Source organism: Mesorhizobium sp. M0437 (assembly GCF_040321335.1).
Taxonomy (GTDB): domain Bacteria; phylum Pseudomonadota; class Alphaproteobacteria; order Rhizobiales; family Rhizobiaceae; genus Mesorhizobium.
Genome location: NZ_JAMYRK010000015.1, coordinates 73,975 through 99,580 on the forward strand (window position 1 = coordinate 73,975; position 25,606 = coordinate 99,580).

Annotated in this window: 23 protein-coding genes, 3 pseudogenes and 1 riboswitch; of the genes and pseudogenes, 18 read left to right on the forward strand and 8 right to left on the reverse strand. The window is 59.4% G+C overall.

The window, feature by feature from the left end:
* The first annotated feature begins 2 nt into the window (after window positions 1-2).
* From NKI72_RS12385 to NKI72_RS12430, 10 genes and pseudogenes are all read left to right on the forward strand, one after another.
* Entirely contained in the window at window positions 3-170 is a 168-nt protein-coding gene (locus NKI72_RS12385) for a phosphatase PAP2 family protein (RefSeq protein WP_352719598.1), read from the forward strand.
* Window positions 171-339: 169 nt separating this feature from the next.
* Window positions 340-550, forward strand: a pseudogene (locus NKI72_RS35450) (IS1 family transposase); the annotation flags it as partial.
* A 31-nt stretch (window positions 551-581) separates the two neighbouring features.
* A complete protein-coding gene (locus tag NKI72_RS12395) occupies window positions 582-875 on the forward strand; it encodes a hypothetical protein (protein ID WP_352549333.1) in 294 nt (97 codons plus the stop codon).
* A gap of 391 nt (window positions 876-1,266) precedes the next feature.
* Complete coding sequence (locus NKI72_RS12400; protein ID WP_352693132.1) at window positions 1,267-1,539, forward strand: M10 family metallopeptidase C-terminal domain-containing protein; 273 nt, start codon at window positions 1,267-1,269, stop codon at window positions 1,537-1,539.
* Between the two features lie 690 nt (window positions 1,540-2,229).
* Entirely contained in the window at window positions 2,230-2,583 is a 354-nt protein-coding gene (tnpB, locus tag NKI72_RS12405) for an IS66 family insertion sequence element accessory protein TnpB (protein WP_352693118.1), read from the forward strand.
* Window positions 2,584-2,652: 69 nt separating this feature from the next.
* Window positions 2,653-3,048: pseudogene (locus NKI72_RS12410) on the forward strand (transposase domain-containing protein); the annotation flags it as partial.
* Window positions 3,012-3,818: an IS66 family transposase gene (locus tag NKI72_RS12415; protein ID WP_352693134.1), complete on the forward strand. Its 807-nt coding sequence runs from the start codon at window positions 3,012-3,014 to the stop codon at window positions 3,816-3,818. The pseudogene NKI72_RS12410 and the gene NKI72_RS12415, both read left to right, overlap by 37 nt.
* Before the next feature lie 1,033 nt (window positions 3,819-4,851).
* Entirely contained in the window at window positions 4,852-6,189 is a 1,338-nt protein-coding gene (glyA, locus tag NKI72_RS12420; protein ID WP_352693120.1) for a serine hydroxymethyltransferase, read from the forward strand.
* A gap of 54 nt (window positions 6,190-6,243) precedes the next feature.
* The gene (gene metK / locus NKI72_RS12425) at window positions 6,244-7,419 is read left to right on the forward strand and encodes a methionine adenosyltransferase (RefSeq protein WP_352693122.1); all 1,176 of its coding nucleotides are present in this window, start codon (window positions 6,244-6,246) and stop codon (window positions 7,417-7,419) included.
* Window positions 7,420-7,528: 109 nt separating this feature from the next.
* On the forward strand, window positions 7,529-8,521 hold the full coding sequence (locus tag NKI72_RS12430) for an adenosine kinase (protein ID WP_352850189.1): 993 nt from the start codon (window positions 7,529-7,531) through the stop codon (window positions 8,519-8,521).
* 32 nt (window positions 8,522-8,553) lie between these two features.
* Here NKI72_RS12430 and NKI72_RS12435 read toward each other — a convergent pair whose 3' ends face one another.
* On the reverse strand, window positions 8,554-9,216 hold the full coding sequence (locus NKI72_RS12435; RefSeq protein ID WP_352542143.1) for a transposase: 663 nt from the start codon (window positions 9,214-9,216) through the stop codon (window positions 8,554-8,556).
* A 289-nt stretch (window positions 9,217-9,505) separates the two neighbouring features.
* Here NKI72_RS12435 and NKI72_RS12440 point away from each other — a divergent pair, with 289 nt between their 5' ends.
* Both NKI72_RS12440 and NKI72_RS12445 read left to right on the forward strand, forming a co-directional pair.
* Entirely contained in the window at window positions 9,506-9,757 is a 252-nt protein-coding gene (locus tag NKI72_RS12440; RefSeq protein WP_352458261.1) for an MFS transporter, read from the forward strand.
* Between the two features lie 62 nt (window positions 9,758-9,819).
* On the forward strand, window positions 9,820-10,653 hold the full coding sequence (locus tag NKI72_RS12445; RefSeq protein WP_352515945.1) for a helix-turn-helix transcriptional regulator: 834 nt from the start codon (window positions 9,820-9,822) through the stop codon (window positions 10,651-10,653).
* A 317-nt stretch (window positions 10,654-10,970) separates the two neighbouring features.
* Here the strand turns inward: NKI72_RS12445 and NKI72_RS12450 are convergent, their stop codons facing one another.
* Window positions 10,971-11,225, reverse strand: coding sequence for a hypothetical protein (locus NKI72_RS12450; RefSeq protein ID WP_352468275.1), 255 nt, complete (start codon window positions 11,223-11,225; stop codon window positions 10,971-10,973).
* A 555-nt stretch (window positions 11,226-11,780) separates the two neighbouring features.
* A riboswitch (cobalamin riboswitch) is annotated at window positions 11,781-11,981 on the forward strand.
* A 95-nt stretch (window positions 11,982-12,076) separates the two neighbouring features.
* Between NKI72_RS12450 and metE the strand changes: the two genes are divergently transcribed.
* A complete protein-coding gene (metE, locus tag NKI72_RS12455; protein WP_352850191.1) occupies window positions 12,077-14,422 on the forward strand; it encodes a 5-methyltetrahydropteroyltriglutamate--homocysteine S-methyltransferase in 2,346 nt (781 codons plus the stop codon).
* 98 nt (window positions 14,423-14,520) lie between these two features.
* Here metE and NKI72_RS12460 read toward each other — a convergent pair whose 3' ends face one another.
* Genes NKI72_RS12460 through NKI72_RS12470 form a run of 3 tightly spaced genes read right to left on the reverse strand, consistent with a single transcriptional unit; the run spans window position 14,521 to window position 16,961 of the window.
* Window positions 14,521-14,739, reverse strand: a complete 219-nt coding sequence (locus NKI72_RS12460) for an FMN-binding negative transcriptional regulator (protein WP_352452617.1) — start codon at window positions 14,737-14,739, stop codon at window positions 14,521-14,523.
* Between the two features lie 34 nt (window positions 14,740-14,773).
* Window positions 14,774-15,676, reverse strand: coding sequence for a dihydrodipicolinate synthase family protein (locus NKI72_RS12465; protein ID WP_352755793.1), 903 nt, complete (start codon window positions 15,674-15,676; stop codon window positions 14,774-14,776).
* Between the two features lie 52 nt (window positions 15,677-15,728).
* Complete coding sequence (locus tag NKI72_RS12470) at window positions 15,729-16,961, reverse strand: trans-sulfuration enzyme family protein (RefSeq protein ID WP_352755791.1); 1,233 nt, start codon at window positions 16,959-16,961, stop codon at window positions 15,729-15,731.
* Window positions 16,962-17,043: 82 nt separating this feature from the next.
* Here NKI72_RS12470 and pdxR point away from each other — a divergent pair, with 82 nt between their 5' ends.
* From pdxR to NKI72_RS12485, 3 genes and pseudogenes are all read left to right on the forward strand, one after another.
* Window positions 17,044-18,540 (forward strand): MocR-like pyridoxine biosynthesis transcription factor PdxR, encoded by a 1,497-nt coding sequence (gene pdxR / locus NKI72_RS12475; protein WP_502896193.1) that lies wholly within the window; start codon window positions 17,044-17,046, stop codon window positions 18,538-18,540.
* A 159-nt stretch (window positions 18,541-18,699) separates the two neighbouring features.
* Window positions 18,700-18,777, forward strand: a pseudogene (locus NKI72_RS12480) (MOSC domain-containing protein); the annotation flags it as partial.
* A 218-nt stretch (window positions 18,778-18,995) separates the two neighbouring features.
* The gene (locus NKI72_RS12485) at window positions 18,996-19,703 is read left to right on the forward strand and encodes a B3/B4 domain-containing protein (protein ID WP_352755788.1); all 708 of its coding nucleotides are present in this window, start codon (window positions 18,996-18,998) and stop codon (window positions 19,701-19,703) included.
* 1,039 nt (window positions 19,704-20,742) lie between these two features.
* Here NKI72_RS12485 and NKI72_RS12490 read toward each other — a convergent pair.
* Both NKI72_RS12490 and NKI72_RS12495 read right to left on the reverse strand, forming a co-directional pair.
* The gene (locus tag NKI72_RS12490) at window positions 20,743-21,798 is read right to left on the reverse strand and encodes a cytochrome-c peroxidase (protein ID WP_352850198.1); all 1,056 of its coding nucleotides are present in this window, start codon (window positions 21,796-21,798) and stop codon (window positions 20,743-20,745) included.
* A 776-nt stretch (window positions 21,799-22,574) separates the two neighbouring features.
* A complete protein-coding gene (locus NKI72_RS12495; RefSeq protein ID WP_352542153.1) occupies window positions 22,575-22,823 on the reverse strand; it encodes a DUF982 domain-containing protein in 249 nt (82 codons plus the stop codon).
* A gap of 612 nt (window positions 22,824-23,435) precedes the next feature.
* Here NKI72_RS12495 and NKI72_RS12500 point away from each other — a divergent pair.
* Entirely contained in the window at window positions 23,436-23,906 is a 471-nt protein-coding gene (locus NKI72_RS12500) for a Ros/MucR family transcriptional regulator (RefSeq protein ID WP_352452644.1), read from the forward strand.
* Window positions 23,907-24,133: 227 nt separating this feature from the next.
* Here NKI72_RS12500 and NKI72_RS12505 read toward each other — a convergent pair whose 3' ends face one another.
* The gene (locus NKI72_RS12505; RefSeq protein ID WP_023679670.1) at window positions 24,134-24,346 is read right to left on the reverse strand and encodes a cold-shock protein; all 213 of its coding nucleotides are present in this window, start codon (window positions 24,344-24,346) and stop codon (window positions 24,134-24,136) included.
* Window positions 24,347-24,723: 377 nt separating this feature from the next.
* Here NKI72_RS12505 and NKI72_RS12510 point away from each other — a divergent pair, with 377 nt between their 5' ends.
* Entirely contained in the window at window positions 24,724-24,972 is a 249-nt protein-coding gene (locus NKI72_RS12510) for a hypothetical protein (RefSeq protein ID WP_352496304.1), read from the forward strand.
* Window positions 24,973-25,606: the final 634 nt, after the last annotated feature.

Genomic DNA, 25,606 nt, shown 5'->3' on the forward strand with positions numbered 1-25,606 from the left:
AGATGTACTTGCTAGCCGTTGCCATCATACTTACCGGTGTAATTGGCGCAAGCAGGGCGTATCTTGGTGTTCATTGGCCGAGTGATGTGCTGGCTGGATGGGCAGCTGGAGCCTTTTGGGTTACCGTTTGTTGGATTTTGAAGATCCTGGTCCGAGGTTCGGAAGAATGACGGCAGGGACGGTCAAGATCTGCAGTTCATCCAGTGGCCGGGCTTTCTGAAGGCCGCGCAATCGACGCCTCAGTTCCATTCGCGGTTCGACAGGACGAGATTTCTCATACGGAGGTTGCTTTGATCCCGTATGTGTTAAATACCGGTTCAGCCTAGGGTATGTCCGCCGAAAGTAGAGGCTCACGCCAACGCAGTTGCCTGCGGTTCATGTACTATAATTTCATCCGCTTGCTTCACTGCGGATGACCCCGGCGATGGCTGCCGGCGTGACCGGCAAGCTTTGGGAAATCGGGGATATCGTCGCGCTGATCGAGGCGAAGGAAGCTGAGAAGCCAACGGCACGCGGTGCGTACGAGAAAGACCATAGGCATGCAACCTGAAACCGAATTGCTTAGCCGACTAGGACTATGTTTGACCATCATGGTTGTTGTCGTTTCTGTATGCGCGACCATTATTGGAGGAATCGCCTTTTGGAAGACTGAGAAGGGAGGCGCTAAGACGTTTAGCCTACTTGTTCAAAGAGCGTCTGCTATTCAGATGGCGACTGTTGTACTCATCATATTGGGCGCCTGTTCACTTCGCATGTTGAACCTAATTTCATCCGAAGCAGTCGTCTCCATCCTTAGCGGGGTTGCCGGATATGTCCTCGGCGGCGTGTCGCGTTCATCGGCGAAGAATGATGTAGCCGACGAAAATTCAAACTGACCACTACCAGGCTTTGCAGTTCTTGTGCTGGGCTCACTGCCGGTCCTGTGACGGTTTCCTTGGGGACCTGCTGTACAGGTAGCTGCTGGTCGTCACGACACACAGCGATGCTGCGACACGGGGTGGTCCATTTATGCGATACCCTTGTGGAGGTCCGGTTTTCGAGCTTACGGAATGCGCGCCTGCAACAGTCTGGCCAGGGTTCCCGTGTCAAAGCTTGCCGTTACGGCATAGTCTCCCTCGATCACCAGGGGGCGTCCCAGCGGGACAACACGAAAATGCAGCTGAACCAGCCGCAGCAGCCAGAGCGGATTCATCTCGATGATGATCGTGTCGATACCACGAGCCAGACCCCATTCGACGATTCCTGGGCGGCAACGGCAATGACACGCTGAATGGCGGCAGGAGCGCAGATGTACTGACCGGCGGGCAAGACGCCGACAGGTTTCTGTTCACAGCGATAACGGACAGCAGCCCGGGCACTGCGGACGTCATCACCGACTTCGTGCGCGACGTGGATATCTTCGACTTCTCAGCCATCGACGCGAACTCGAAGGCAAGGGCGATCAAGCCTTTGCCTTTGCGGGTCATAACTCCAGCACCCTCGCCGACAGCGTGTCGTGGTTTGAAAGCGGTCTTAACACGATTGTTCAAGCCGACGTGAATGGCGATACGACGGCGGACTTCACGATCGTCCGATCGTCCTGGCCGGTGTCAATCATAATTTGGCCGCGTCAGATTTCCTTCTCTAAAGAATATTCAGCGGCCGAGCCGGTGGCCCAAAGACGGTACGCGCTTTGCCTTGGTCGAAAGAAACTTGCGAGCTGGCGGGCCCATATTGCCCCCCACCCGCCTGCCGACAAACTCCCGCGGGGGCACTACCGGCGACCAGACGCTGCTGGCGGCAATCGTAAGCGCTACGCCGCTCCCCTCGTGCGGGGCATGAGGTGAATGTGCGAAGAATCCCCCCGATCGCGAGAGACGTAGGGCCCACATGGGAGTAGACGGCAAAATGGACGTCGATTTGGACGTCCCAACAGCTGGCTACGCAGGCCGGCTCGAGGTTCTGGACGGTCCAACGGGACGGCGGGTTCGCTCGGAGGCCGAGAGAGCCCGGATTGCGGCCGAGAGCCTGGCGGCGTCGCCTTCGTCAGGGACAACTGGCACTGCCAGAAAGCGTGGCGCCGATGTTCGCGCAGTTGATGGTGAACGAACCATCGGCGCCTCAGCGGACGATGAGGCCATCGAAATCGACGCCAGCGAAGGTGGAAATCGTGATCGACGACATGGTGATCCGAACGGCGGTTGACCTCTAGCAGCTGTCGCAGGTGATCCGAGCGGTTCGGGCCTCGCGATGATTGCACCGGGTGCCGATCTGAAGATCTACGTGGCGACCCGGCCGGTTGACTTCCGGCGCGGCATGGACGGATTGGCATTGGCTGTGCAGGAGATGCTAGGCCTCGACCCATACTGTGGGGCAGCCTTCGTCTTCCGCGCCAAAAGGGCTGACAGGATCAAGATTTTGGTGTGGGATCGCATCGGCCTTGTGCTCGTTCACAAACGGCTCGAGGGCTCGAAGTTCGTCTGGCCGGAGGTTCGCGACGGCGTGATGCGCATGTCGCCGGCGATGTTCGCTGCCATGTTCGAAGGGCTGGATTGGAGACTGGTTCGCCCCGAGCGGGCACGGCGTCCGCAGCTTGCCGGATGAGTGTGGCACAGTGACTCAGGTGCCTTGTCTCCAATGGCGTTATCGGAGATCATGTGGTTGATTTAGTGCATGAATCTGACGGTTCTCCAGGAAGAGAACGAGCGTTTGAAGGCGCTCCTCGCCGAGGCGCAGGCAGCTTTGGCAGAGTCCGAGGAGGCGCGCCGCCGCCTGGAGAGCGTCGTCAGCCAGCTCAACCACGAGAAGTTCGGCGCCAAGTCCGAGAAGCTGCATCCCGATCAATACCACCTGCCGCTCGAAGACGTGGAGATCGCGCAGGGCGTGCTCGATGCCGCGCAGGAAAAGGCGCAGCGGGTCATCCGGGGGCGTTCGGACGGCTCGTCCGGTTCGCGCCGCCGCAATCGTGGCCGCTTACCTGCCCATCTGCCGCGGGTGAAGCGGATCATCGAGCCCGAGAGCACGCTGTGCCCGTGCGGCTGCGGCGAGATGGCCAGGATCGGCGAAGATGTCAGCGAGCGGCTCGACGCAATCCCGGCGCAACTGCGCGTTGGGTCACGCGCCGCCCGAGATACGCTTGCCGGCGCTGCTCGGGCGCCGTACGCGCAGGCGCATGCGCCCGAGCATGTGGTGCCCGGCGGCCTTCCGACCGAGGCGCTGATCGCCCAGGTCATTGTCGCCAAGTTCGGCGATCACTTGCCGTTCTACGGCAGGCCGAGATCTACGCCCGCCAGGGCATCCAACTGGATCGCGCGACACTGGGCAATTGGGCTGGCCGGGCCCGCTTCCATCTCAAGCCCATCGCCGACCACATGCGCGGGCTTCTGGCTGCGGCCGAGCGCCTGTTCCTGGACGAGACCACCGCGCCGGTGCTCGATCCCGGACGCGGCAAGGTCAAGAAGGGCTTCTTCTGGGCAATCGCCTCCGATGACCGCGGCCATGGTGGCCAAGGCCCGCCCATCGTGCTGTTCCACTATGCGCCCGGGCGCGGCGGCGAGCATGCCGAACGCTTCCTTCAAGGCTTCGGCGGACAATTCCTGCAGGTTGACGCCTATGAGGGCTATGATCGGCTGACACGCCTGGAGCGGCCACAAGGGCCGTGGCTGCTCGTCCATTGCTGGAGCCACCTGCGCCGACGTTTTCCGCAATCCCATATGCCGGCGTCCCAGGTCAAAATCTATCGCTGTGCCGCCAGCGACCAACCCGCCTGGGCGTGGCACGGCGGCGGGCGTAGTGGGCGCGCCATATCAGCCTTCAAGTTCCCCTGCTTCGCCGCCTAACAAGGCAGCGCACATCCTCCCCGTGTCCCAATTCAGCCGTTGCAACAAAATCTTTTCAAACTCACCAACGTAAAAAAAACCGCCTCGGTTATACCGAGACTGTTGCGTACTATGACAGACGTGGTTGCGGGCACTGGATTTGAACCTGTGATTTTCAGGTTATGAGACCACGACTACTTGGCCAGGAAGAAGATCGGGTTGAAAGGGAACCTTCCTGTCATCTTTGCATCACCGTCAGTCTGCTCGAGATTGACCGCTCCAAACCGGGAGCACGAGCGGGCTGGGCAAACGTCGCAACAGATCCTTCAAGGAAATTTATAGACTCTTAGCAACTCCGGTTCGCTGTGAATGGTAGGCTTATTGCAACGTCTGAGGTCAGTGGGGTCCAAACCGTGGCGCCGCTTATTCTCCGACCCGCCGAACTGCGTGCAATTTCCGCTAAAGGCAATGGAAAGAAGAGCGCCATCTTGTTTGTTCGACACAGCCATATCGGCTCAAAACAGTATCTTCACGGCCACCGAGATTGTCCGGTCGGTGGACAATCAACCATATAATTCGGTTCGAAAGCCGCAACATCTGTGGAGAACGCGAAATGACAAATTCAGTAGGACGAGTGCCCAGGCTTTCCAAGTGGCTTGGTCCTGACCAATGCTGACACTGGTCAGTCGCCTTCGGACGGCAGCGCATCTAGATCGCCTTCGAATCCTAGGCCTTTGCGCGCATGCGGACCTAACTGTCTGCCAGCTAGCGGAGATTCTGGGTCTGCGTCGTGAGCACGTTGTACGACACGTCCGGCTGCTGGCCAGAGCCGACTTTCTTTACTGCAACGAACAACGTCCGTGGTGCTCGTACCATCTCAAAGCAGGAGGTAAGGACGGCGGGCTGGTTCAACTGTTGGTTGATCTCCTGCCCCACGGCGATGGCTATCACAAACGAGACCTTCAACGGCTCGAAGCCACACAAGACGCGCCGTCGAAGGGGATCGCATGCTTGACCGTGAAATAGATCAGTCCAATTGGAGCGCGAAACCACCATGGACAACTCCGCCGACGGCGCCATCGCGCCGCGCGACACTTACGGACGGTCTCGATTGGCCGCGGTTGATTGCCGCGTTCACGAACTGCTTCTGAGACAGGAGCGGCAGGAGCGGACGACCCTTAAGCTCATCGCCTCAGAGAACTTTGCGTCCTCGGCCGTGCTGGAAGCGAACGGCTCGATTTTCACGAACAAGTACGCCGAGGGGTACCCCGGTGCGCGCTACTACGCTGGAAATGAGATCGTTGATGAGCTTGAGAATCTAGCCATTGAGCGCTTGAAAACACTATTTGGCAGCGAGCATGCCAACGTCCAGCCTTATTCCGGCTCGCCGGCCAACCAGGCTGTCTATCGTGCGCTTTTGAGCCCCGGTGACAAAGTGATGGGCTTGCCCCTCCCGGAAGGGGGCCATCTGACTCATGGTTGGGCCATCAACTTTTCCGGAACTGACTATCAACGCGTCCCCTATGGACTAGATGAAAAGACACAGCAGATTGACTATGACCGCTTGCGCGAGACAGCCAAGCGGGAACGGCCGCGGCTCATTTGGGTCGGCGGAACTGCTTACCCGCGTGTCTTTGACTACGCGGCAATGGCAGAAATCGCCCTGGAAGCGAACTCCTATCTCGTAGCCGACATTGCGCACATCAGCGGACTGATTGCCGCGGGAGCGCACCCGAATCCCGTGCGCCATTGCGACGTGGTCAGCAGCACCTCCCACAAATCGATCCGCGGTCCCCGCGGTGGTTTCATTTTGTCCAGGAACGAAGATCGCTATCAGGCCCTGTATCATACAAAGAGCAAATACAATCTCTCCAGACGAATAGACCGGGCGGTCTTTCCTCACCTGCAAGGCGGGCCTCATATGAATGCCATCGCTGCGCTAGCAGTTGCCTTGCACGAAGCCGCGAACCCGTCCTTCCGAAGCTACGGCCAACAGACCGTCAAGAATGCCAAGGCTCTTGCACAGGCACTGATCGAGCGAGGGTATGACCTGGTTACCGGGGGGACGGACAATCACATGCTGATCCTTGATCTGCGCGATCGACCACTATCGGGCAAGGCCTATGCCGAGCGGCTAGCAAAGGCAGGCATCATCACAAATTTTAATATGGTGCCTGGCGACCCGCGGGATCCGGCGGTCACAAGCGGAATTCGCCTGGGGTCGCCAGCAGTGACGTCAATGGGCATGCGCGATGTGGAAATGGTGCAAATTGCTGGCTTCATTGACTGCGTCCTCCGGCGGCCTGATGACGAAGATCTCCATGCCTGCGTGCGAAGAGACGTTGCCGATTTGTGCGCTGCGTTCGAGGTCCCGGGCATCACCAACAGGTAAGGTGGGCTAAGCAAAATGCACCATACAACTCCAACACCCGAAACGAGGCATTTCATGGCTAGGCAGTTCGTGTTCTCTTCCGAATCGGTTGGCGCGGGACACCCGGATAAGTTGGCCGACAACATCTCGGATGCCATCCTCGACGCCATCCTCCGCACCGATCCCAAGGCACGCGTCGCCTGTGAAGCGTTGGTAAAATCGGGGATAGTCGTTGTGGCTGGCGAGATTACTAGCGATGCGCGGGTGGATTATAGCCAAGTTGCGCGCGATACGATTATCGATATTGGATACGACGATGAGGCTGTCGGCTTTGACGGCCGGCGTTGCTCCGTCGTTCATGCACTCACCGAGCAGTCGCCCGACATTAGCCAGGGCGTTGACGAGGGACGAGGGCAGGACCTCCAGCAGGGAGCGGGAGATCAGGGCCTCATGTTCGGCTACGCATGCCGCGAAACCGATACCCTGATGCCTTTGCCGATCCAGCTCGCGCATCGCTTGACGAAACGACAGGCAGATGTCCGGAAAGCACGACAGCTTGGCTGGTTGCGTCCTGATATGAAATCCCAAGTCTCAGTGCGCTATGAGGGGTTGCGCCCGGTCGCCCTTGATACCATCGTCGTATCGACCCAACATGACGAGCAGGTCTCGCAAGAGACGGTCCGCGAGGGCGTCATTGAGGAAATCATAAAGCCTGTCCTGCCGACCCACCTGGAGACGGAAGGCATCAGAATTCTGGTCAACCCGACGGGGAGGTTCGTAGTCGGCGGGCCGCGCGGCGACTGCGGTCTCACTGGACGCAAGATCATCGTCGATTCCTATGGTGGGATGGGTCGTCACGGCGGTGGCGCCTTTTCGGGCAAGGACCCGTCCAAGGTTGACCGCTCAGCTGCCTATGCGGCCCGGTATGTCGCAAAGAATATCGTCGCTAGCGGACTTGCGGACGTCTGCGAGGTGCAGCTTGCTTACGCAATCGGCGTGGCCAGTCCGGTTTCTGTCATGGTCAACACGTTCGGAACAGCGAGGGTCGAGGAAAGAAGGATCGAGCGCCTCATTCTTGAGTTGTTCGATCTCAGACCGAAGGGCATTATCAAGATGCTTGATCTCTTACGCCCTATATACCGCAAGACCGCGACCTATGGCCATTTCGGCCGTGAAGAGCCTGATTTCACCTGGGAGAAGACAGACAGGGCCGACGAATTGCGTCGCGAGGCAGGACTCGCCGCCCCGTGAAGGCCGACGCCGAACGGATTGGCAAGCGCAAAGCCCATTCCCACTGGCCAGACCCGCCCGCGCCCGGCGTGGCAGAAAGCCGGTGGGTTTTTGGCGGAGACATGAATTGATGCCGGACTATGACGTGCTTTGTATCGGAAATGCCATCGTCGACATCATCGCCCAGTGTGACGAGGCGTTCCTGGAGACCAACGGCATCATCAAAGGCGCGATGAATTTGATCGACACGAGGCGCGCCGAACTGCTCTACAGCCGCATGGGCCCGGCCATCGAAGCCTCGGGCGGCAGCGCCGGCAACACGGCGGCGGGCGTCGCCTCCTTCGGCGGCCGCGCCGCTTTCTTCGGCAAGGTCTCCAACGACGCGCTCGGCGAAATCTACGCGCATGACATCCATGCCCAGGGCGTCGCCTTCGACACCAGGCCGCTTAACGGCGAACCGCCGACAGCGCGCTCGATGATCTTCGTCACGCCGGACGGCGAGCGCTCGATGAACACCTATCTCGGCGCCTGCGTCGAGCTCGGCCCGGAGGACGTCGAGGCCGACAAGGCGTCGGGCGCGGCCGTCACCTATTTCGAGGGCTATCTGTGGGACCCGCCGCGCGCCAAGGAGGCGATCCGGCAGACGGCGAAGCTCGCCCATGCCGCCGGGCGCGAAGTGTCGATGACATTGTCGGACTCGTTCTGCGTCGACCGCTACCGCGTCGAATTCCTCGATCTGATGCGCTCCGGCACCGTCGACATCGTCTTTGCCAACAGCCACGAGATCAAGTCGCTCTACCAGACCGCGTCGTTCGACGAGGCGCTGGCGCAGATCCGCAAGGACTGCAAGATAGCCGCCGTCACCCGCTCGGAAAAGGGCTCGGTGATCGTGCGCGGCGACGAGACCGTGACCATCAATGCGACCAGGATCCGCGAGCTGGTCGACACCACCGGCGCCGGCGACCTCTACGCCGCCGGCTTCCTCTACGGCTACACGCAAGGCCGCAGCCTGAAGCAGTGCGGCGATCTCGGCTCGCTGGCAGCCGGCCTGGTCATTCAGCAGATCGGCCCAAGGCCACGCCAGAATTTGCGCAGAGACGCCGAGCAGGCGGGGCTGCTGTAGGTGGCGAGCCAAGAACCAGCTGCCCACCCTCCTTAATCCAGCCCGAGCCTTTTCTTCAGTTCCGCATTCTCCTTGCGGAGACGATCGGCAAGCAGGCTCTTTAGCCGCTTGTTTTCTTCCTCGAGCGCGACGAGATCCTTCAGCCCGTCACTGTCCGCCGCAGGCGCCGCCGCCTTCTTCCAAAGATAGTATGTCTGTTCCGAGATGCCGGCTTGCTTCACCGCGCTCTTGAGAGTAGCGCCGCCGCCGATCGAGGTCTCGATCTGCGCCAGCTTCTGGGCACGATCCTTCGCGGAGTAGCTCTTTCGGCCCGTTCGCGCTGACGGCGGTGCTTCAGTGGTCGCGGATATCGGCTTGGCAGGCGCGCTCGCCTCAGCTTCTGGCTTCCTCGACCGCCGCGCTCTCGTCTTCGGTTTTGGCGTTTCCGTTTTGTCTGCCGGTTCGCTATGAACTACTGCTGACTCGGTCTCCAGGGGATTGGCCATGAAATGCTCCACTCGCGGTTTGTGCAAAGGTTCAGCATCAAGGGCCACTACAGTAGAGTCAACAAGCTGACGATTTAACGGCTCGACTTCCTTTGTTGTCTCGGCCATCGCCGCGGCGATGTCGAAATTGCCCCAGATGGAACGTGCGGATTTTTGATAATTGCGCTTTTGTTTGATTTCCACGGTGAATGGTCGCGTCTGCCGCCTCATAGTTCCTTCCTGAATAGGAGAATGAAGTCGCCGCTCGAATTTTTTGGCGCTTCCTGCTTAGCGCGGAGCATTATCGTATAGCCGCTCAACGGGCAAGTGATGCCGGTCTTCGATGGCTGACCATCTGGGGAGATTTGAGCGGCTTCGCACGTCCTGCGCATGCCTGTAAGGCCGCCAAGTTTTCTGGGTTAGCAGGCGCGCACTGTGGCAGCTTGGCTTGTACGGCGAGGCCATAGTTGAGTGAGGCGAAACAAATCCAGCCCCGCGGTCAATCCCGAGGCTTCCCACAATGGCGAAGAGAACATCTTCACTCGTTCCTTTTGAGCACAAGACCTTCCGTTCGCTATGGTCGGCTGCACTCATTTCGAACCTTGGCACCCTAGTGGAAGGTGCGGCGGCAGCTTGGCTGATGACGAGCATCGCAGCAGTAATTTTTGATCGCCCATTCGTGCTGTGTACCAGCCCTGTGTCTTGCGCAAGTGGTCACGAACGGCTGCCGGAGCCTCGAAGACGCCCTAAAAACACATGTTGCGATTTTTGAACACGCTTGACGTGTTAGATTAATTCATCCACGATGCGTGTGTTGAACACGCGAGGTGAGTTATGAACATGAAAGAGCTTAGGGTTCGACTGGGCATGACTCAAAAAGATTTGGCAGAGCAGATGGCAACGACGCAACAGACTGTGGCCCGTTGGGAAACAGGCAAAACGCAGTTGAACGTCGAGCAGATCAAGGACCTTTGTCTCACGTTGAAATGCACGGTCGAGGAGCTGCTGGGCTGGAAGATTGATGTCGAGGAGTGGCGCACGAGCCCGTTTGCAATTGCCGATGCCGAAACGCGATACGGCACGCTCAGAATCAAGACGACTGTTGGCAGCCGCCAATATCCTATCGATGAAAAGGCGCGTGAATCGATTTTACGTCAGTTGAAGGAACTTCATAATCTGCGCAGAAATAACACAAGCAGGCCATGGCTGTATTGTTGGAGCCTTGACAACAAAATACTCTTGATAAATCCGCAATATGTCCGCACCATTGAGCTTATCGGTGACGATGTAGAGGAGATGCCAGAGTATTATCATCCAGAAATCTATCGGGCTTTGGATGACTGGGATAAGGGTGAGGTTTCAGGAAAGCTGAAGAAAGAATGCGATGCCATCATCGCAGAGATGGGTGATCAGGAAGCCGTGCGCATGGCCTCCTATGTTCGCGTCACATATGACGACGGAGAAGATGAGTGGAACTTCTTGGATGAAGAAACCGCTACGACTTTCTTCGGATTGGAAGCTGCGACCTTTGACGTTCCCCAGTGTAGTTTCGCCGAAGTGGAGGAAGAAGGTTACTACCGAGCGCGATACGCCAACCTTGATCGCGTCGCGGTGATGGAGGTTCCAAGCGACCGTTATCACAGATTGACCGCGCCCGAGGAAGCTTAGAACCATCCACGAAGGGCGCATGTTACATCTCGACCTTGCGTGGTGCGTTTTCAGTACGAGATGACGTTAAGCGTAGGTAGTGGCAGGTAAGAGTGCTCGACCAGAAGCTCAACTGCCTCCTCAATATCGCTGCCGATGTGCCGCAGGACACGTCCACGGGAGCGTGGATAGGCGTGAAGTTCCTGCACTCCACGGTCCGCTCTCCCATCGCCGGTGTGTGCCCGACGCCATCTTGTGGACGAGCTTGGCCGCCTGCACCCGGTTGTATTCCGGCTTGCGGTCCGCCTGGGCGGTCCGCCGCGATGGCTATCTCCATGTCAATCGGCGCCGAACTTTGACTGCCCGCTGCTTTTGATGAATTTGGCGAGGTCCCGCGCATAATCACTCTTGGTCTTCTCCTTGAGGCCCTGTGTCGCGAACTTGTGGTCCAGCAGGGCAAACAGGTCCAAGTCCCCTTCCGCCTGTGGCGCTGGCTTGCCCTCACCGCCCTCGGCTTCCCAATTGGGGACCGCTTCTGCGCGCTGCACCGTGGCGATTGTCCGCCCAAGACGCATCACAAGATCGAACGCCAAACCGTGCGCGTGCACGACGATTTGCCGCTCAGGCCTCATTTGGACAGGACTTGAGCTAGCCCGGTGGTTTGAGCCGGGTTACCTTGAGCCGGTGGGCTGCGAACAAGCAGTTCGAGACATTGGCCTCGATCACTTCGCAACACGCCGCTGCGCCTGGCCTCGGTGTGCTCCCCCCGAAATCGTTGTGTCATATCACCGAGGGCATCACGGCCAACAGCTTCCACATGGGCAACAGCCTCGCCATTGAGCCGAATATGGTCGCGAGCAGATCACCAACGAAGCGGTCGGAACCTCAGAGCCGAAGTTCGACGCCGAGGTGGTTCGCGTGATGCGCTAAGCAGCACCACGGCGCTTGCCGGTATGTTTGCTGCCGGCAGCCGACGAACTCCTATCCTCCTGGACAAGGGCGCCGTGCGTCATTGCTTTGATTTACCGGCCGCTCAAGGCTTCCACAGTTTTCGCTTTCGAGGCGACCTTTGGAACATGCCAACGGAAATTTAACATAACGACATAAACATTTCTTTATGCGGCGTTGACAATGAAGCGAACTGCTGTAATTGTCTCCCGCGTCGTGGTTCTCCGTACGGCGCTGCCGCAGCGGAGCTAAGAGGGAAGCCGGTGCGATGCCGGCGCTGCCCCCGCAACTGTTAGCGGCGAGCCAACCCCACTCATGTCACTGAGGCGAATAGCCTTGGGAAGACGGGTAGAGGCTATGACCCCGCGAGCCAGGAGACCTGCCACGGCGAATTACGTCCACGGGCGGGGTGTCTCGGTGGCCGCTGCAGCCTGGCGTTCGTGCCGGCCTGCTAGCGCCTTCCTTGTCACCGACGCCCCAACCATCGGGGTCTGGCATGACTATCTCTCAGCAAATTCCTGTAGCAACGCTCGGCGTGCCCCGCTTCGGTCGTCGGCGAGAACTGAAATTCGCGCTTGAAAGCTACTGGTCCGGAAAATCGTCCGCTGCCGACCTTCTCACGACCGCGAAGGCGCTCCGTGCCGCTAGCTGGGAGGAGCAGCACGATCGCGGCGTGTCGAAAATCCCGTCGAACGACTTCTCGCTCTACGACCATGTGCTCGACACCGCAGCCATGGTCGGCGCCGTTCCATCCCGTTACGGCTGGAATAGCGGCGAGGTTCCACTTGACATCTACTTCGCAATGGCGCGGGGCAACCAGGGTCAGACGGAGGATTGTCGACACGCTGGTCACCAGCAGGCGGCTCATCGGTCTGATGTAACCGCGATGGAAATGACCAAGTGGTTTGACACCAACTATCACTACATTGTGCCGGAACTCAACGATGATCAGACGTTCGCCCTCTCGTCGACGAAACCGGTCGATTACTTCATCGAGGCTAAAGCTCTCGGCGTTCACACACGCCCAGTCATCCTTGGACCGATCACCTTCCTCAAGCTGGCGAAATCGCCTGCCGAAGGATTCGATCCCATCGCGCTCCTGCCGCGGCTGCTGCCCGTCTACGAGCAACTCCTGCAGAGGCTGAAGCTGTCTGGAGCCGACTGGGTGCAGATCGACGAGCCAGCGCTTGTCCTCGATCTGAACGCGAACGAACGAGCTGCGTTCGAATTCGCCTATGGCCAGCTGTCGAAAGCCGCGCCCGAGCTGAAGATCATGCTGGCTACCTATTTCGGGCCGCTGGGAGGCAATCTCGAAACCGCGGTTTCTCTGCCCCTGGCCGGGCTGCATATTGATCTCGTGCGCGCTCCCGAGCAGCTGGAAACGGTGGGGCGGCTCGCACCGAAGGATCTGGTGCTCTCGCTTGGCTTGATCGATGGCCGCAACGTCTGGCGTGCGAACCTGCCCGCCATTCTCGACCGCATCAAACCGATCGTCGCCGGCTGGCCCTTGGACCGCGTCGAGATCGCGCCTTCTTGCTCGATGCTGCATGTGCCGATCGACCTCCGCATGGAGACGGAACTCGACGCGGACATCAGGTCGTGGCTCGCCTTCGCGGCCCAGAAGACCGACGAGTTGGTGTTGCTTGCCCGGGCCCTGTCCCAAGGCAGGGATGCGGTGGCAGGCGCGTTGAAAGCGTCTGCCGAGGCTGCCGCCACTCGCGTGACATCCACGAAGATCCATGACCCGCTGGTTGAGGGGCGGATCGCCAGCATTGACGACAGCATGAAGCGACGAGAGAGCGCTTTTGCCGAGCGCTCCAGAGTCCAGGCCGGCACGCTCGGGCTGCCGCCGTTCCCGACGACGACCATCGGGTCCTTCCCGCAGACGCCGCAGGTACGCAGGGCGCGGGCCGCTCATGCGAAGGGCCAGCTGAGCTATGTCGACTACGAGACCTTCCTGAAGAAGGCGATCGAGGCTGCAATTCGCTGGCAGGAAGAGATCGGGCTGGACGTGCTGGTGCACGGTGAGTTCGAACGAAACGACATGGTACAGCATTTCGGCGAGCAGCTGTCCGGCTTCGCCTTCACCCAGCATGCCTGGGTGCAGAGCTATGGGTCGCGTTACGTGCGCCCCCCCATCATCTTCGGCGACGTATCGAGGCCCAATCCGATGACGCTGCGCTGGTGGCAGTTCGCCCAGTCGCTTACGGAAAACCCTGTGAAGGGAATGCTCACAGGCCCAGTGACCATTCTCAACTGGTCATTTGTTCGCGACGACGTACCCCGCTCCGAAGCATGCCGCCAGATCGCGCTCGCCATCCGCGACGAAGTGACGGATCTCGAATGGTCCGGCGCAAGGATGATCCAGATCGATGAGGCCGCGTTTCGCGAAGGATTGCCACTGCGCCAGTCTGATTGGAACGACTATCTCGACTGGGCTGTCGAATGCTTCCGGATCGCTTCAACGGGTGTAAAGGACGCGACTCAAATCCATACCCACATGTGCTATTCGGAGTTCAACGAGATCATCGACGCGATCGCTGAAATGGATGCGGATGTCATTTCGATTGAGACGTCGCGCTCGAAAATGGAACTGCTGGACGCCTTCACGAGCTCCAAATATCCGAATGAAATCGGGCCCGGAGTCTACGACATTCACTCACCACGGGTCCCGGAAGTCGGCGAGATTTCGGATCTCGTCATGCTTGCCCGCGAGCGACTGTCCGATGCCCAACTGTGGGTAAACCCGGACTGTGGCCTCAAAACCCGCAAGTGGGAGGAGGTCCGCCCTGCCCTCATGAACATGGTTGCTGCAGCACGCGCGCTCCGGGAGAAAGTGTAGGCCGGAAGGTTTCCTGGTTGCTCACCATGTGGTGAGTTACCGGCTGCCGCATGTCGGCTGTGAATGTGCCAAAACGCGATCACATCCTTTGAAATAAGTCACTCGAGCGAGAAAGTGCACTTTCCTTCGGCACGTGTACTAATCGCGCAGGAATAAAGGGAACCGTTTTCTCCCTGTGACGTGTCGAGTTCGAAGGGGATGTGATTGGCGTCGAGACCGCTCCGGCCATGGGTTATCAGCATGCCAAGTGCGCTGTTCTCGATCAGTTCGTAAAGGACTTCTCGGCTCGGTTCATCGAAATGCGCGGGTACATACATGACAGGTTCCTTCACTGGCCGCCGGGTTCGCTGTTCACCGGTTGACATCCGATCGCAAGCGTTCCAACGCGGCGGCGATCTGGCGCTTCGCTGCTGAGGGCAGAGGCAGGATGGGACGCGGGGGGTCGGCACGGCAAATGTCGAGCAATTCGGCAAGTGCATAGACGACGCGAAGGCTCGAGAACTCCTTGAAGAGGCTCCAGAGCGGCGCAAGCGTGGCATCGATCCGTCGCGCTTCGGCCGCATCGCCCTGTTGCGCCGCCGTGACGATCTTCACGCAGACCTCGGGCAGGATGCCGGCGAGGACGCTGTACCATGTGTCGGCGCCGGCGATTATGGCCTCTGCAGCGTTCCAGTCGCCGCTGTAGCCGATCGAGAACCCTTCCGGCACAGTGCGCCTCTGGTCGGCCAGATGGCTCTTGATCGCATCGCCCTTGTCTGTCGGATTCTTGATAGCGACAATCCCACCCACCTTTGCCAGGCGGCTGACGAGTGCTGGGGTGAAATGGAAATGCGTCGTTCCTGGATTGTCGTAGACGACGATCGGCAGGCCGCTCTCGCACGCCACCGTCGAGAAATGTTCGAACACCTCGTCCTCAGTGAGCGGGGTGTAGGAGGCGGCCGCAAGCAGCCCCGCGGCAACTCCAAGGGCCTTGGCGTCCTGCGCGAACCTCACTGCTTCATCGGTGCGCAACGCGCCCACACCCACCACGACCGGCGTTCGCCCGGCGATTTCGTCCAAGGTCTCGGCGAGCGTCCGTCGCCGTTCCTCGCGCGACAGATACATGTAGGTGCCGGTGCTGCCGAGAAGACCGATGGAGTCGACCTGAGCGGCGCCAAGCCGAGCAATCAGCCTGCGCAGAGCAACGGTATCGACGCGGCCGTCACGATCGGCGGGCGTGATGGGAAACGCGGAAAGACCACTCAGGAATGCCATGGCAAGGCTCCAGGTTTGTGCGTGAGCGCAGGACTGGCCGGACGACAGGTCATCACAAGGCGTCCAGAGCCCGCCGCAGGTCGGCGATTAGGTCATCGGCGTCTTCAAGACCCACCGAGAGACGCATGAGGTCCTCGCCGACTCCATCGGCCAGATGGGCATCCTTGCGGATCGGCTGACGAGCACGGGTCAGGCTTGCCGGATGATAGATGAGGCTGTCGGCATCGCCGAGGCTGACAGCCCGGGTGATCAAGTTGAGCCGGTCCATCATCCGGCGCGCGCCCTCGAACCCAGCGTGGAGGCCAAAGGCCAACATGCCCGAGCCTTGGGACATCTGCTTTCGCGCCGTCACCTGATCAGGGTGCGAGTCGAGGAAGGGATAACTCACCCATGCCACCGCCGGGTGCGCCTCGAGCGCCTGAGCCACCGCAAGGGCAGTGGCGCTGTGCCGTTCCATGCGCAGCGTGAGCGTCTTCAGACCGCGCAGGATCAGGAAGGCTGACATGGGCGAGAGCGCTGCGCCGGTGATGTAGCGCAGGCCCGTTTCGTGCAGCGTGCGGAGCGTTTGCGCGTCGCCGAGAATCGCCCCGCCAAGGGCGTCACCATGCCCATTGATGTATTTGGTCAGCGAGTGGAGCACGAGGTCGGCCCCATGTTCGAGCGGCCGCTGGAGCGCGGGGGAGGCGAAGGTGCTGTCGACTGCAACCTTTACACCGCGCGCGTGGGCGCGCTCGGCAATGGCAGCGATGTCTAGGATGCGGCTCAGCGGATTCACCGGCGTCTCGAAGAAAACAAGCCGGGTCCGCTCGGCAATCGCGGCATCGAGATTTTGAGGATCGGACAGGTCCACCGCGACGACCTTGATGCCGAAGCGGGGGACCGCCTGTTCGACCATGGCAAGCGTGTTCGCATAAAGTGTCCTGTGGACGATGAGTTCATCCCCTTGGGACAGGAGCGACAGGATCAGCGTCCCGAAAGCCGCCATCCCCGAGGCAACGACCAGACCTGCCTCGGCTCCTTCCAGATTGGCAAGCCGTTGTTCTAGGATCTCCGTCGTCGGATTGTATTCGCGCGCATAAAGCCTTCCGCCAAGGGCGGCGGCGGCCTCGTTCGCTGCCACGCTTTCGAATCCATAGGTCGAGGTCAAGAAGACTGGCGGCTGAACGGCATTGGAAAAGCCGGCCGGATCGTAGCCATGATGGATCGACCGAGTGGCGAATCCGGGACCGGTGTCGTTGAGCGACCGCGTGAGAGCATCGGTTTCGGATTGATAGGAGCGGGTCATTCGGCCTCTAGATCTTTCTTGGGTTTCCGAAAGATTGACGGCAAACTGGCCAATGTGAAATATCCAGTTGGCGATGAATGAAATGGTCCAGTCTTCAAGTGCCGGTTCTGCAGGTCGCTCGCACGCGATGGGTGCACGCCAGATCTACGAGGCTCTTCGCGAGCAAATCCTCGGCGGCGTCTATGAAACCGGCAGTCAGCTGCCGTCCTCCCGAGGCCTCGCAAATGACCTTGGGGTTTCGCGAACGACGGTGACGGTCGCCTATGACCAACTGACCGCGGAAGGTTTCATCGACGTCCGTCAAGGCGCACGACCCCGCGTTGCATCTTCGTTGATCGGTCCTGAGACAAGCCGCACGCCTGCGAAACGGGTCGGCCAGGTTCTTCTGTCCGCCTATGGGGGACGACTGCGCGCCACACCGCCCTGGCCAGATTATCTGCCGAACGCGCTAAAGGTCGATTTCCGCTATGGTGACCTGGCGCCGTCGGATTTCCCTGCATTGATCTGGAAACGCGCGATGAACGAGGCGATGGCGCAGCGCCCGTTGCGTCTTGCCTATGACGATCCTCGCGGCTCGCGCCGGCTGCGCCAAGCGTTGCAGGGCTATCTCTGGCGCGCCCGAACCCTGAGCTGCGACCTCGAGCAGATCATCATCGTCAACGGTTCGCAGCAGGGCCTCGACCTGTGCGCGCGCCTGCTTCTCGATCCCGCCGACAGCTTCGTCATCGAAGATCCGTGCTACAGGATGGCGCGTCAGGTCTTTGCCAGCACAGGCGCCTCGCCCATCCCCGTCACCGTCGACGAGGACGGGATGAAGACGGAGTTGCTGGCGGGGATCGGGGCGCGACTGGCCTATGTCACGCCATCGCATCAGTTTCCGCTGGGCGGCGTCATGCCGATCACGCGCCGCCACCAGCTTCTGGAATGGGCGCGGCACAACAACGCCTATGTGATCGAGGACGACTACGACAGCGAATATCGCTACGACATCAATCCGGTCCCTCCGCTGCACAGCCTCGAGGACCACGGGGCTGTTATCTACCTCGGCACGATCTCCAAAACGCTCTCGCCAATGCTGCGCATCGGCTACCTCGTCGTCCCGCCGGAATTGCAGGAGGTCTTCGCAACCGCCAAACAATTCGGGGACCGACATTCGCCGGTCGCTGAACAGGAGGCTCTGGCCTCTTTGATCGAGAGTGGCGGCTACGAATGCCATGTGCGGCGTGTGCGCAGGCTGAACGGCGAGCGTCGGGAGGCGTTGTTGGGCGCCTTGCGGCGCAGCTTCGGAGATCGCATCGCTGTCCAGGGAGCAGAGGCCGGTCTGCACGTCGCCGTTTGGTTCGACGAACTGCCGCGATCGCGGGAAACGACCCTGGTCGAAGCCGCCCGAGGCGCGGGCCTGGGGCTGCACCTGATCTCGCCCCTCTACGAGCGGCAATCGGACGAAGGCCACATCGATCGCGTGGGGCTTGTCATGGGCTATGCCGCCTTGAGCATTCGGCAAATCGAGAAGGGCGTTGAGGTCCTGCGAGCGGTTGTCAAGCAGGTGCAAGACGCGTTGCCGGGACACGGTGGCTAAAACGGCGGGGACGTGGCGTGCTGGCGAAGAAACCGACCCTTGGGCTGAACCGCATTTCGTTGCAAAGCCAACTGGACTGGGAAAACGCTATGCAACTGGTGCTGTTGATCAGGCCAGTTTGCGCGCAGGATTTTCGTGCGAGACGAATTTTAGCGATGCATGACCTGGCAAGGAAAGCTGCTTCACATCCATATCGCGCCCGCTGCCTTTTATGAAATGGAGGATCTGGCGGAGGCGTAGCTTGTTGCCGGCCGAGGCGGGCTCGAGCACCCGCAAGAGATAATCGACGATCTCTACCAGGCCTTGTCCACGGCCGAATGATGGAATTATCCAGCGCATGGTGCGGCATGCACCATGCCGATGCCAGAAGATCTGGACGCTCGACAAGCACCTTTCTTCAAACATTTCCCGAACGACCCGCAGCGCAAAGCCTCCCCATGAGAAAAGAGCATCCCATGTCTTTCACGCCATTGATTGCCCCCGAGATCAAGGCCCGCTACCCGGATTTTCATCTGATCAGCGTTGTGGTGCGGAACGCTGAAATCGACGTGCCGGATGCACAGGCGTTGAACGACACGATTGCGGCGGCGGAACAGGCGGCGCTTCGCGATGACGCCCAAAGGGACGCGCATCTTGCGGCGTGGGCCGTTGCCTACGAGGCTTTCGGCACAAAGGCCAATCGAACGCCGTGCTCGGCCGCCGCGCTTCTCAAGCGGGTGCGGAAAGATGGCTCTCTCCCGCGGATATCCCCACTGGTTGATGCCTACAATGCCGTCAGCGTGTTGTATGGCGTTCCGATTGGCGGGGAGGATCTCGATCTCTACCAAGGGGTCCCGAGACTTTTAATTGCGAAGGGAGCGGAGCCATTCGACACGATCCAGCAAGGTGAAATGGTAACCGAGCATCCTGAACCGGGCGAAGTCATCTGGTGCGATGATGCCGGTGTCACGTGCCGCCGCTGGAACTGGCGGCAGGGGCGGCGCACCATGGTCACGGTCGATACCCGCGCCATGTGGCTCGTGCTGGAAGCCCTCGGCCCAATGTCAGCTAAACAGATGACGGCCACCGGAGAGCATTTGATGGGACTTATCCAAGCGTTGTGCCCGGGTGCGCGAATCGAAACCGCGCGAATCGACGAGTCCACTACATCTCGTGTTCCTTAGGGCATGGCCCCATCTTTCGGAGAAACACCCCACTCAGCCCTGTCCGGATCTGGCGCTCCTTGCTCGCTCCGCTGGCCTACACAGTTGATTGCGAACGACCCAGAACGGCTCTCGAAAACGAGCGTCGAATGAAATCAGATCACTGCTTGTTCTCCCTTAGCGTTGTTTGGCGTACTTTTATCGCGATGCCTTAGTGGGGATGGTCCAAATTGCGCAAGCTCGGTCGAGTGATCGCGGAGAAGCTTAATGTCGACTACATCGAAATTCATGGAGCGGTACGGACAACGGTGCGAACCCGGGACGTCGTCCCGGTGTCGTCAGGCTCTCCCGTCCGACTGAGCGTCGGTTTTCTTCACGGCGCGAATACTCCTGAGGCCGCCCGGATTCTCGTTAAGAGACAGCTGCCGCTCAGGACGGCCCACGCGATACTCACGGAGATGGTCGTGCAAGGCGTTCGTGACGGTTCCTTGCGTCGACGACCTGTTGGCACTGAAGAATGAACTGTCGTCCGCAGGCGTGATCGCGAAGGTTCATGCGCCGCGGCCGATAAGTGTTCGCGAAGTCCGGGATCGCACGAAGCTCTCTCAGGAGGCATTCTCCGTGAGGTATGGCCTCGATCTGGCAACGCTTCGAAACTGGGAGCAAGGTCGCTCGAAACCGGATGCAGCGGCGAATACTCTCCTTTGGACCATCGCCCGGAATCCGGAAGCAGTCGAAGAATCGCTGGACATGGAGGACGGAGTGGCTGCCCCTTCGCCCTAAGGGGGCCGATCACTTCGGCGCGCGGCAATTCGGCCGCCAGCGCGATGGCCGGCCGCCGCGCGGTATCGCCAGCGCGCGAGCCTCATGCGTCAGACGCCTTCCTTGGCATGTCGCACGCCAGATCCCAAACATGATTCCATCGCAACGAGCTGGTGACGGAAGCAGTGTCTGCACTTTGGAAACGAGCCATTTGCGTTCTCATGGACGTCGCGACTCGTCTCGTCCAGTAAAAGTCGCAATCATTGTCAATTGCGATGTTCCGCAGTCAGCTGGCCGTTTATTTTCCTAAGATCTGCGTTACAGGCCGGGGCGTTGTCGCCGTTTCGGCGGGTAAAATGGGATAGGCGAGCTCGGGTGCCTTTCCGGTCAGCGAGTTGAGGAAGGCAACAAGCAGGTCGACTTCTTCGTCGGCCAGTACCACGCCAAGCTGGGTTGTTCCCATGATGGCAACGGCCTGTTTCAGATCCCAAACCTTGCCCGAATGAAAGTATGGCGCGGTGAGTGCAACGTTGCGCAGCGGCGCCACGCGGAAAACATAGGAATCGTCGGCTGCATTGGTGACCGCAAATCGGCCCTTGTCTTTTTCCGGCAGGACCTCGGCGCTGGGCTGTTCCACGAGGCCGAATGGGTAATAGGCTTGCCCACCAACGTTGATACCGCCATGGCAGGACGAGCAGCCTTTGTCCATGAAAAGCGCCAGGCCCTGTTTCTGTTCGGAAGTCATGGCGGCGTCATCGCCATTCAGGAAGCTGTCGAAGGGGGCCGGCGTGACCAGTGTCGCCTCGAAGGCTTCGATTGCGTTGGCGAAGTTGTCGAAGGTGACCCGATCGGCTTCAGCCGGAAAAGCTGCATCGAACCACTCGACATATTGCGGCATGGACTTGAGCGTGGTGATGACTTGGCCCGGTGTATTGGCCATTTCGATCCCGGCTTGGACCGGTCCCTTCGCCTGAGCCTTCAGGTCTTCGGCACGACCATCCCAGAACTGGGCGATGTTGAAGACAGCATTCAGTACAGTCGGCGCGTTGCGCTGTCCCTTCTGCCAACCATGGCCGATCGAGGTTTCATGATTGTCGTCGCCGCCGGTGGCCAAGTTGTGGCACGAGTTGCACGACAAGACGCCTGACGCAGAGACGCGTGGATCGAAGAACAGTGCCTTGCCGAGAGCGATCTTTTCCGGGGTGATCGGGTTGTTGGCGACTGCCGGCGTGGTGGGTGGCAAAGCCTTGAAAGTGGCCATTGCCGTTTCTCTGAGGTCTGCGGGGATCGAATCCGCAGCAAAGGCGGTGGCCGTCAGCAAGGGGACAGCCATCGTACTGAATAGGATTTTCATAAATGATCTCGCTGCGTCGTGCACGCAGCCACTCTGGGATATGCGGCTCATGAACGCCCTGCGCTAGATCAGTTGCGGGAGAGGACCGGGGGTCTGACACCTGTTTTTGCGGCAGAGCTTGGACCGTCCCGGAATTGAACGCTCTTCTCGATTGGATTTCAGGGAGGCGGAGGATCGCTGCTCGGCAAGCGGCGGCGCCGGAGCCCCGAGCCGTGCTTCGGTTCTCTCTGGGCCTTCAATATGAAGAAATCGGGGCCACCGTGTCCGATTCGGTTTGGGGCCGGTTATCTGTTCCGCAGCAGGTCCTGCTCGACTTCCGCCTGCCTTCGCCAGATCGACGTGGGCCCAAATCGATCCGCGATAGTGTCTTTTAGCACCTTTGCGGGACGATCTTATTTCGACTGTAGAGGGCCGTTTCGGGTGAGCAAAATTACACGAATTTCAAAGGGCGCCCGAGTAGCTGTTTTGATTGGCTTGTGACGCCTATAGCCTCCATCGAGCGAATATTGGCAGACGACGGAGCACAATTTTGGCCTCGTTTATCAGCTTCAATGGGACAACTGCTTTGCGATAATAACAGGGCAATTTACCGTCATGAATTTGAGAGAACCAAGTCCCACGCAGTGATTTTCACACCGGAAGCGTTGCAGTCCTGTCGCGAGAAGCTCTAGCGCGCAAAATATTGTTTGTTTATACCACGCTCTAGATGCCGGCGAAATCTGGATACAATAACCTCGTCGGCGTACCCGCTCCAGCCTCACACACGACTGCGACGCCTATACTTGCGCTTTTCCACTGTCCGACATGCAGGCAGCGAGCCATTGCATCGCGGAGGTTGCATCTTCCAATATGACGACCTGTTTCGCAAAGCGGAAAAAACTCTTGCGCGCTGCGCTCGCAGGTTTTCGTCCGTTGTATGCATCAAAGCACGCCCTGAGGGCGGCTTCGTGGATCCGGTCTCTGCGATCTTCTGGCCATTCGTTGAGAAAATCGATAGCATCCGCAGGACGGGCAATCTCTTGCACGATGTGCGCTGCACGCCTTACGAAAGTGGGCTGCTGAAAGTTCCTGAGCTCATTCGTTCCTCCCGACCTGCTGAACCGCTAGTTTGCGTGAACAGGCGCCTCCTCTACACCCGCCCACCATTGCGGAATGTGTTGTCACAGCGATAGCGGTTCAATAGCAAAGCAGCGGCGTGATGTCCTCGGTTTACCAGCGGGCCAATCCCTAACATCCTGCTGCGAGAGCGGCTCACCGGATGAATCTACATCGTTTCGACCATTGCGAATCAACGCTTGATAGTTCCTCCACGCGCCACCAGGAAGCGGCCACTGCTCTGCCACCGACTTCACAGCCAAAGAGAGGATGGCGAACAGAAACAGCCCGCTTCGTTTCGAGATTACTGGTCGTCTGGCGCAAAGCTTACGGCCGAGACGCGCCTGAAAATGCGCAAGCACCGCGGCAGGTCGCCAACAACGGAACGCATCAACGGTCATGACGGCGCGATACCGCGCTATAGATCTCGCTGCTGGACGAGCATCGCAATAACCCTGTCGAGACCTTGGTTGCTTTCAGCGGCGACCGCCACTATGAAGCGACGCTTCGCCGACTGTGTTTCACGCCGCCTGGAGAGTTTCATGACAGAAGAAGCCGAAAAAAACATCAACACCCTCATCGAGCTCACGGCCGATGTCGTCTCAGCCTATGTCTCCAACAATCCGATCCCGGTGGGGGATCTCCCTGCCCTCATCGGCCAAGTGCACGCGGCTCTGAAAGGGACGGCGGAAGGTGTCTCTGCAAAAGAGCCGGTTGCCCTTACGCCTGCAGTCCCGATCAGGAAGTCGGTGACACCGGACTACATCATCTCCCTTGAGGACGGGAAGAAATTCAAATCGCTAAAGCGCCATCTGTCGACCCACTATGGGCTGACGCCGGATGGATATCGGGCCAAATGGGGCCTGTCGGCGGATTATCCCATGGTCGCGCCGAACTACGCCGCGGCGCGCTCGTCATTGGCCAAGACAATGGGGCTCGGCCGCAAACCGAAAGCGCCGGAAGCGCCGGAGCCGGCGCCGACGAAGCGAACCCGCAAGAAGGTCGCGGCTTGATTTCGGCAATCGCAGATTCGTTCTGGAGCGTTGCAGACATCGGCTTAATCTGCGCGTCATATAAAAAGGCGGGCCAACCCCGCCTTCCTTTCAAACAACTTTGTTTCATGAGGAATTCGCGACGCCTGCAGCAATCTGCTGCCCTCAGTTTTTGCTCGCTCCTATCGAGCGGCCGTGAGGACCTCCGGACCTACGCGCCCACTCTTGCCAAGACGCAGGAGAAAATTTCAACCAGCTTTGCTGAGGCTGCCAGCGGAGGATTTGCCAGTGCGGCGATCCTGCTCGATCTCATAGTTGATCTTCTGGCCGTCAGCGAGGGTCGAGAGGCCCGCGCGTTCGACAGCGGAAATGTGGACGAAAACATCCGGACCGCCATTGTCGGGCTGGATAAATCCAAACCCCTTGGTGCTGTTGAACCACTTTACCGTTCCAGTCGGCATATACGTGTTCCTTTTTAACAATTGCAACGCGGGCAGGCCATTAGGGCCAGCCCGATTCATAGCCGAAACTTAGGCGCAGCAGAACGAAAAATTTCAAGGCCCGGCTTGATTGATCGGCGGCAACTGGCGCACTCCATCGCGACCGCCTACAGCCAGCAGGCTCTGGCATCGCCCAAAGCACCCGATCTTCGAGCGCTCCCGCCACGTGCTACGGCTGGTCCTTGGAGACGGATGCGCTGACGTCGACCCAACTACATCGCGCACTAAGCGCCCTCGCCGCGTGACGCCTTATTCGTCGGGCCACGGTCAACGGCTGGGTGGTTCACGGGCCTACCTTCGTGCATAACCCCTTGGCAAGCGCTTTGAGGAGTTTCGCATTGGATTGTTTCAAGACGATCGAGGGTCTAATCGATGCGGCCAGCGCGGATGCGATCGATAAGGCGCGCGTTTTGCTGGATCAGTTCAAGGGTAAGTCAGAAACAATCGCCCAAGCGATCGACGACTTCCTGCTTGATTTGATGACCTTTCTGTTTGTGGTAGAAGCTACCCACGAGCGGTTCCACAATCCGGCGCGGCGGTTGGCGCGCATCAGAATGAGCAGGATCAGGCTATTGTTGACTGGATAGCCTTAAGCTCAGAGGCCGCCCCGATTAGAGAGGCCTTTGCAGCAGGCGCCAGGCCATCTTGCCGCATGAGGCCGGCGGAACATGCGGACTGCTGAAAATAGACGGTAAGCTGCGATGCCTACCTGCCGCAAGGGCATCGCCGTTCAAACACGCGAACCCGCTATGCGGATCAGTCTGATCGGCCCTATGCCGCGCGCTACATAGGCCGATCCGCACAGCAAAGCGATGACGGCCGAAGACTATTTTGATGTCATCGGATTTCAAGATGGCCACAATCTCAAAAGCCCATTTGACGAACCTGCGATGTTGACGGACCTTACCTGTAATCAGCCTCCGACAACGGGTCTGTTTGAAATCAATGACGGTGGCTTGTAGGCGGCCGGCAAAACTTTTTCGTGACGTTGCTATATTTGCACGTCTCAGCTTGGGATCGCAGATGGCTCTGACAAAGTCCCGTTCTCTTGGAGTCCTGACGCTCGAACGAGTGCTGGCCTCCAGCGACACGCCGTCGCTAGGACCGCCCGGTTCGCTGGTGAATCCGTCAACATTTGACTTTCGGATCATCTGGGAAACTGTGTCCGGCGCTTGGGCGGAATCTGTTTTCTCCTCAAGTTCGACCAAGGCCCCACGCAAA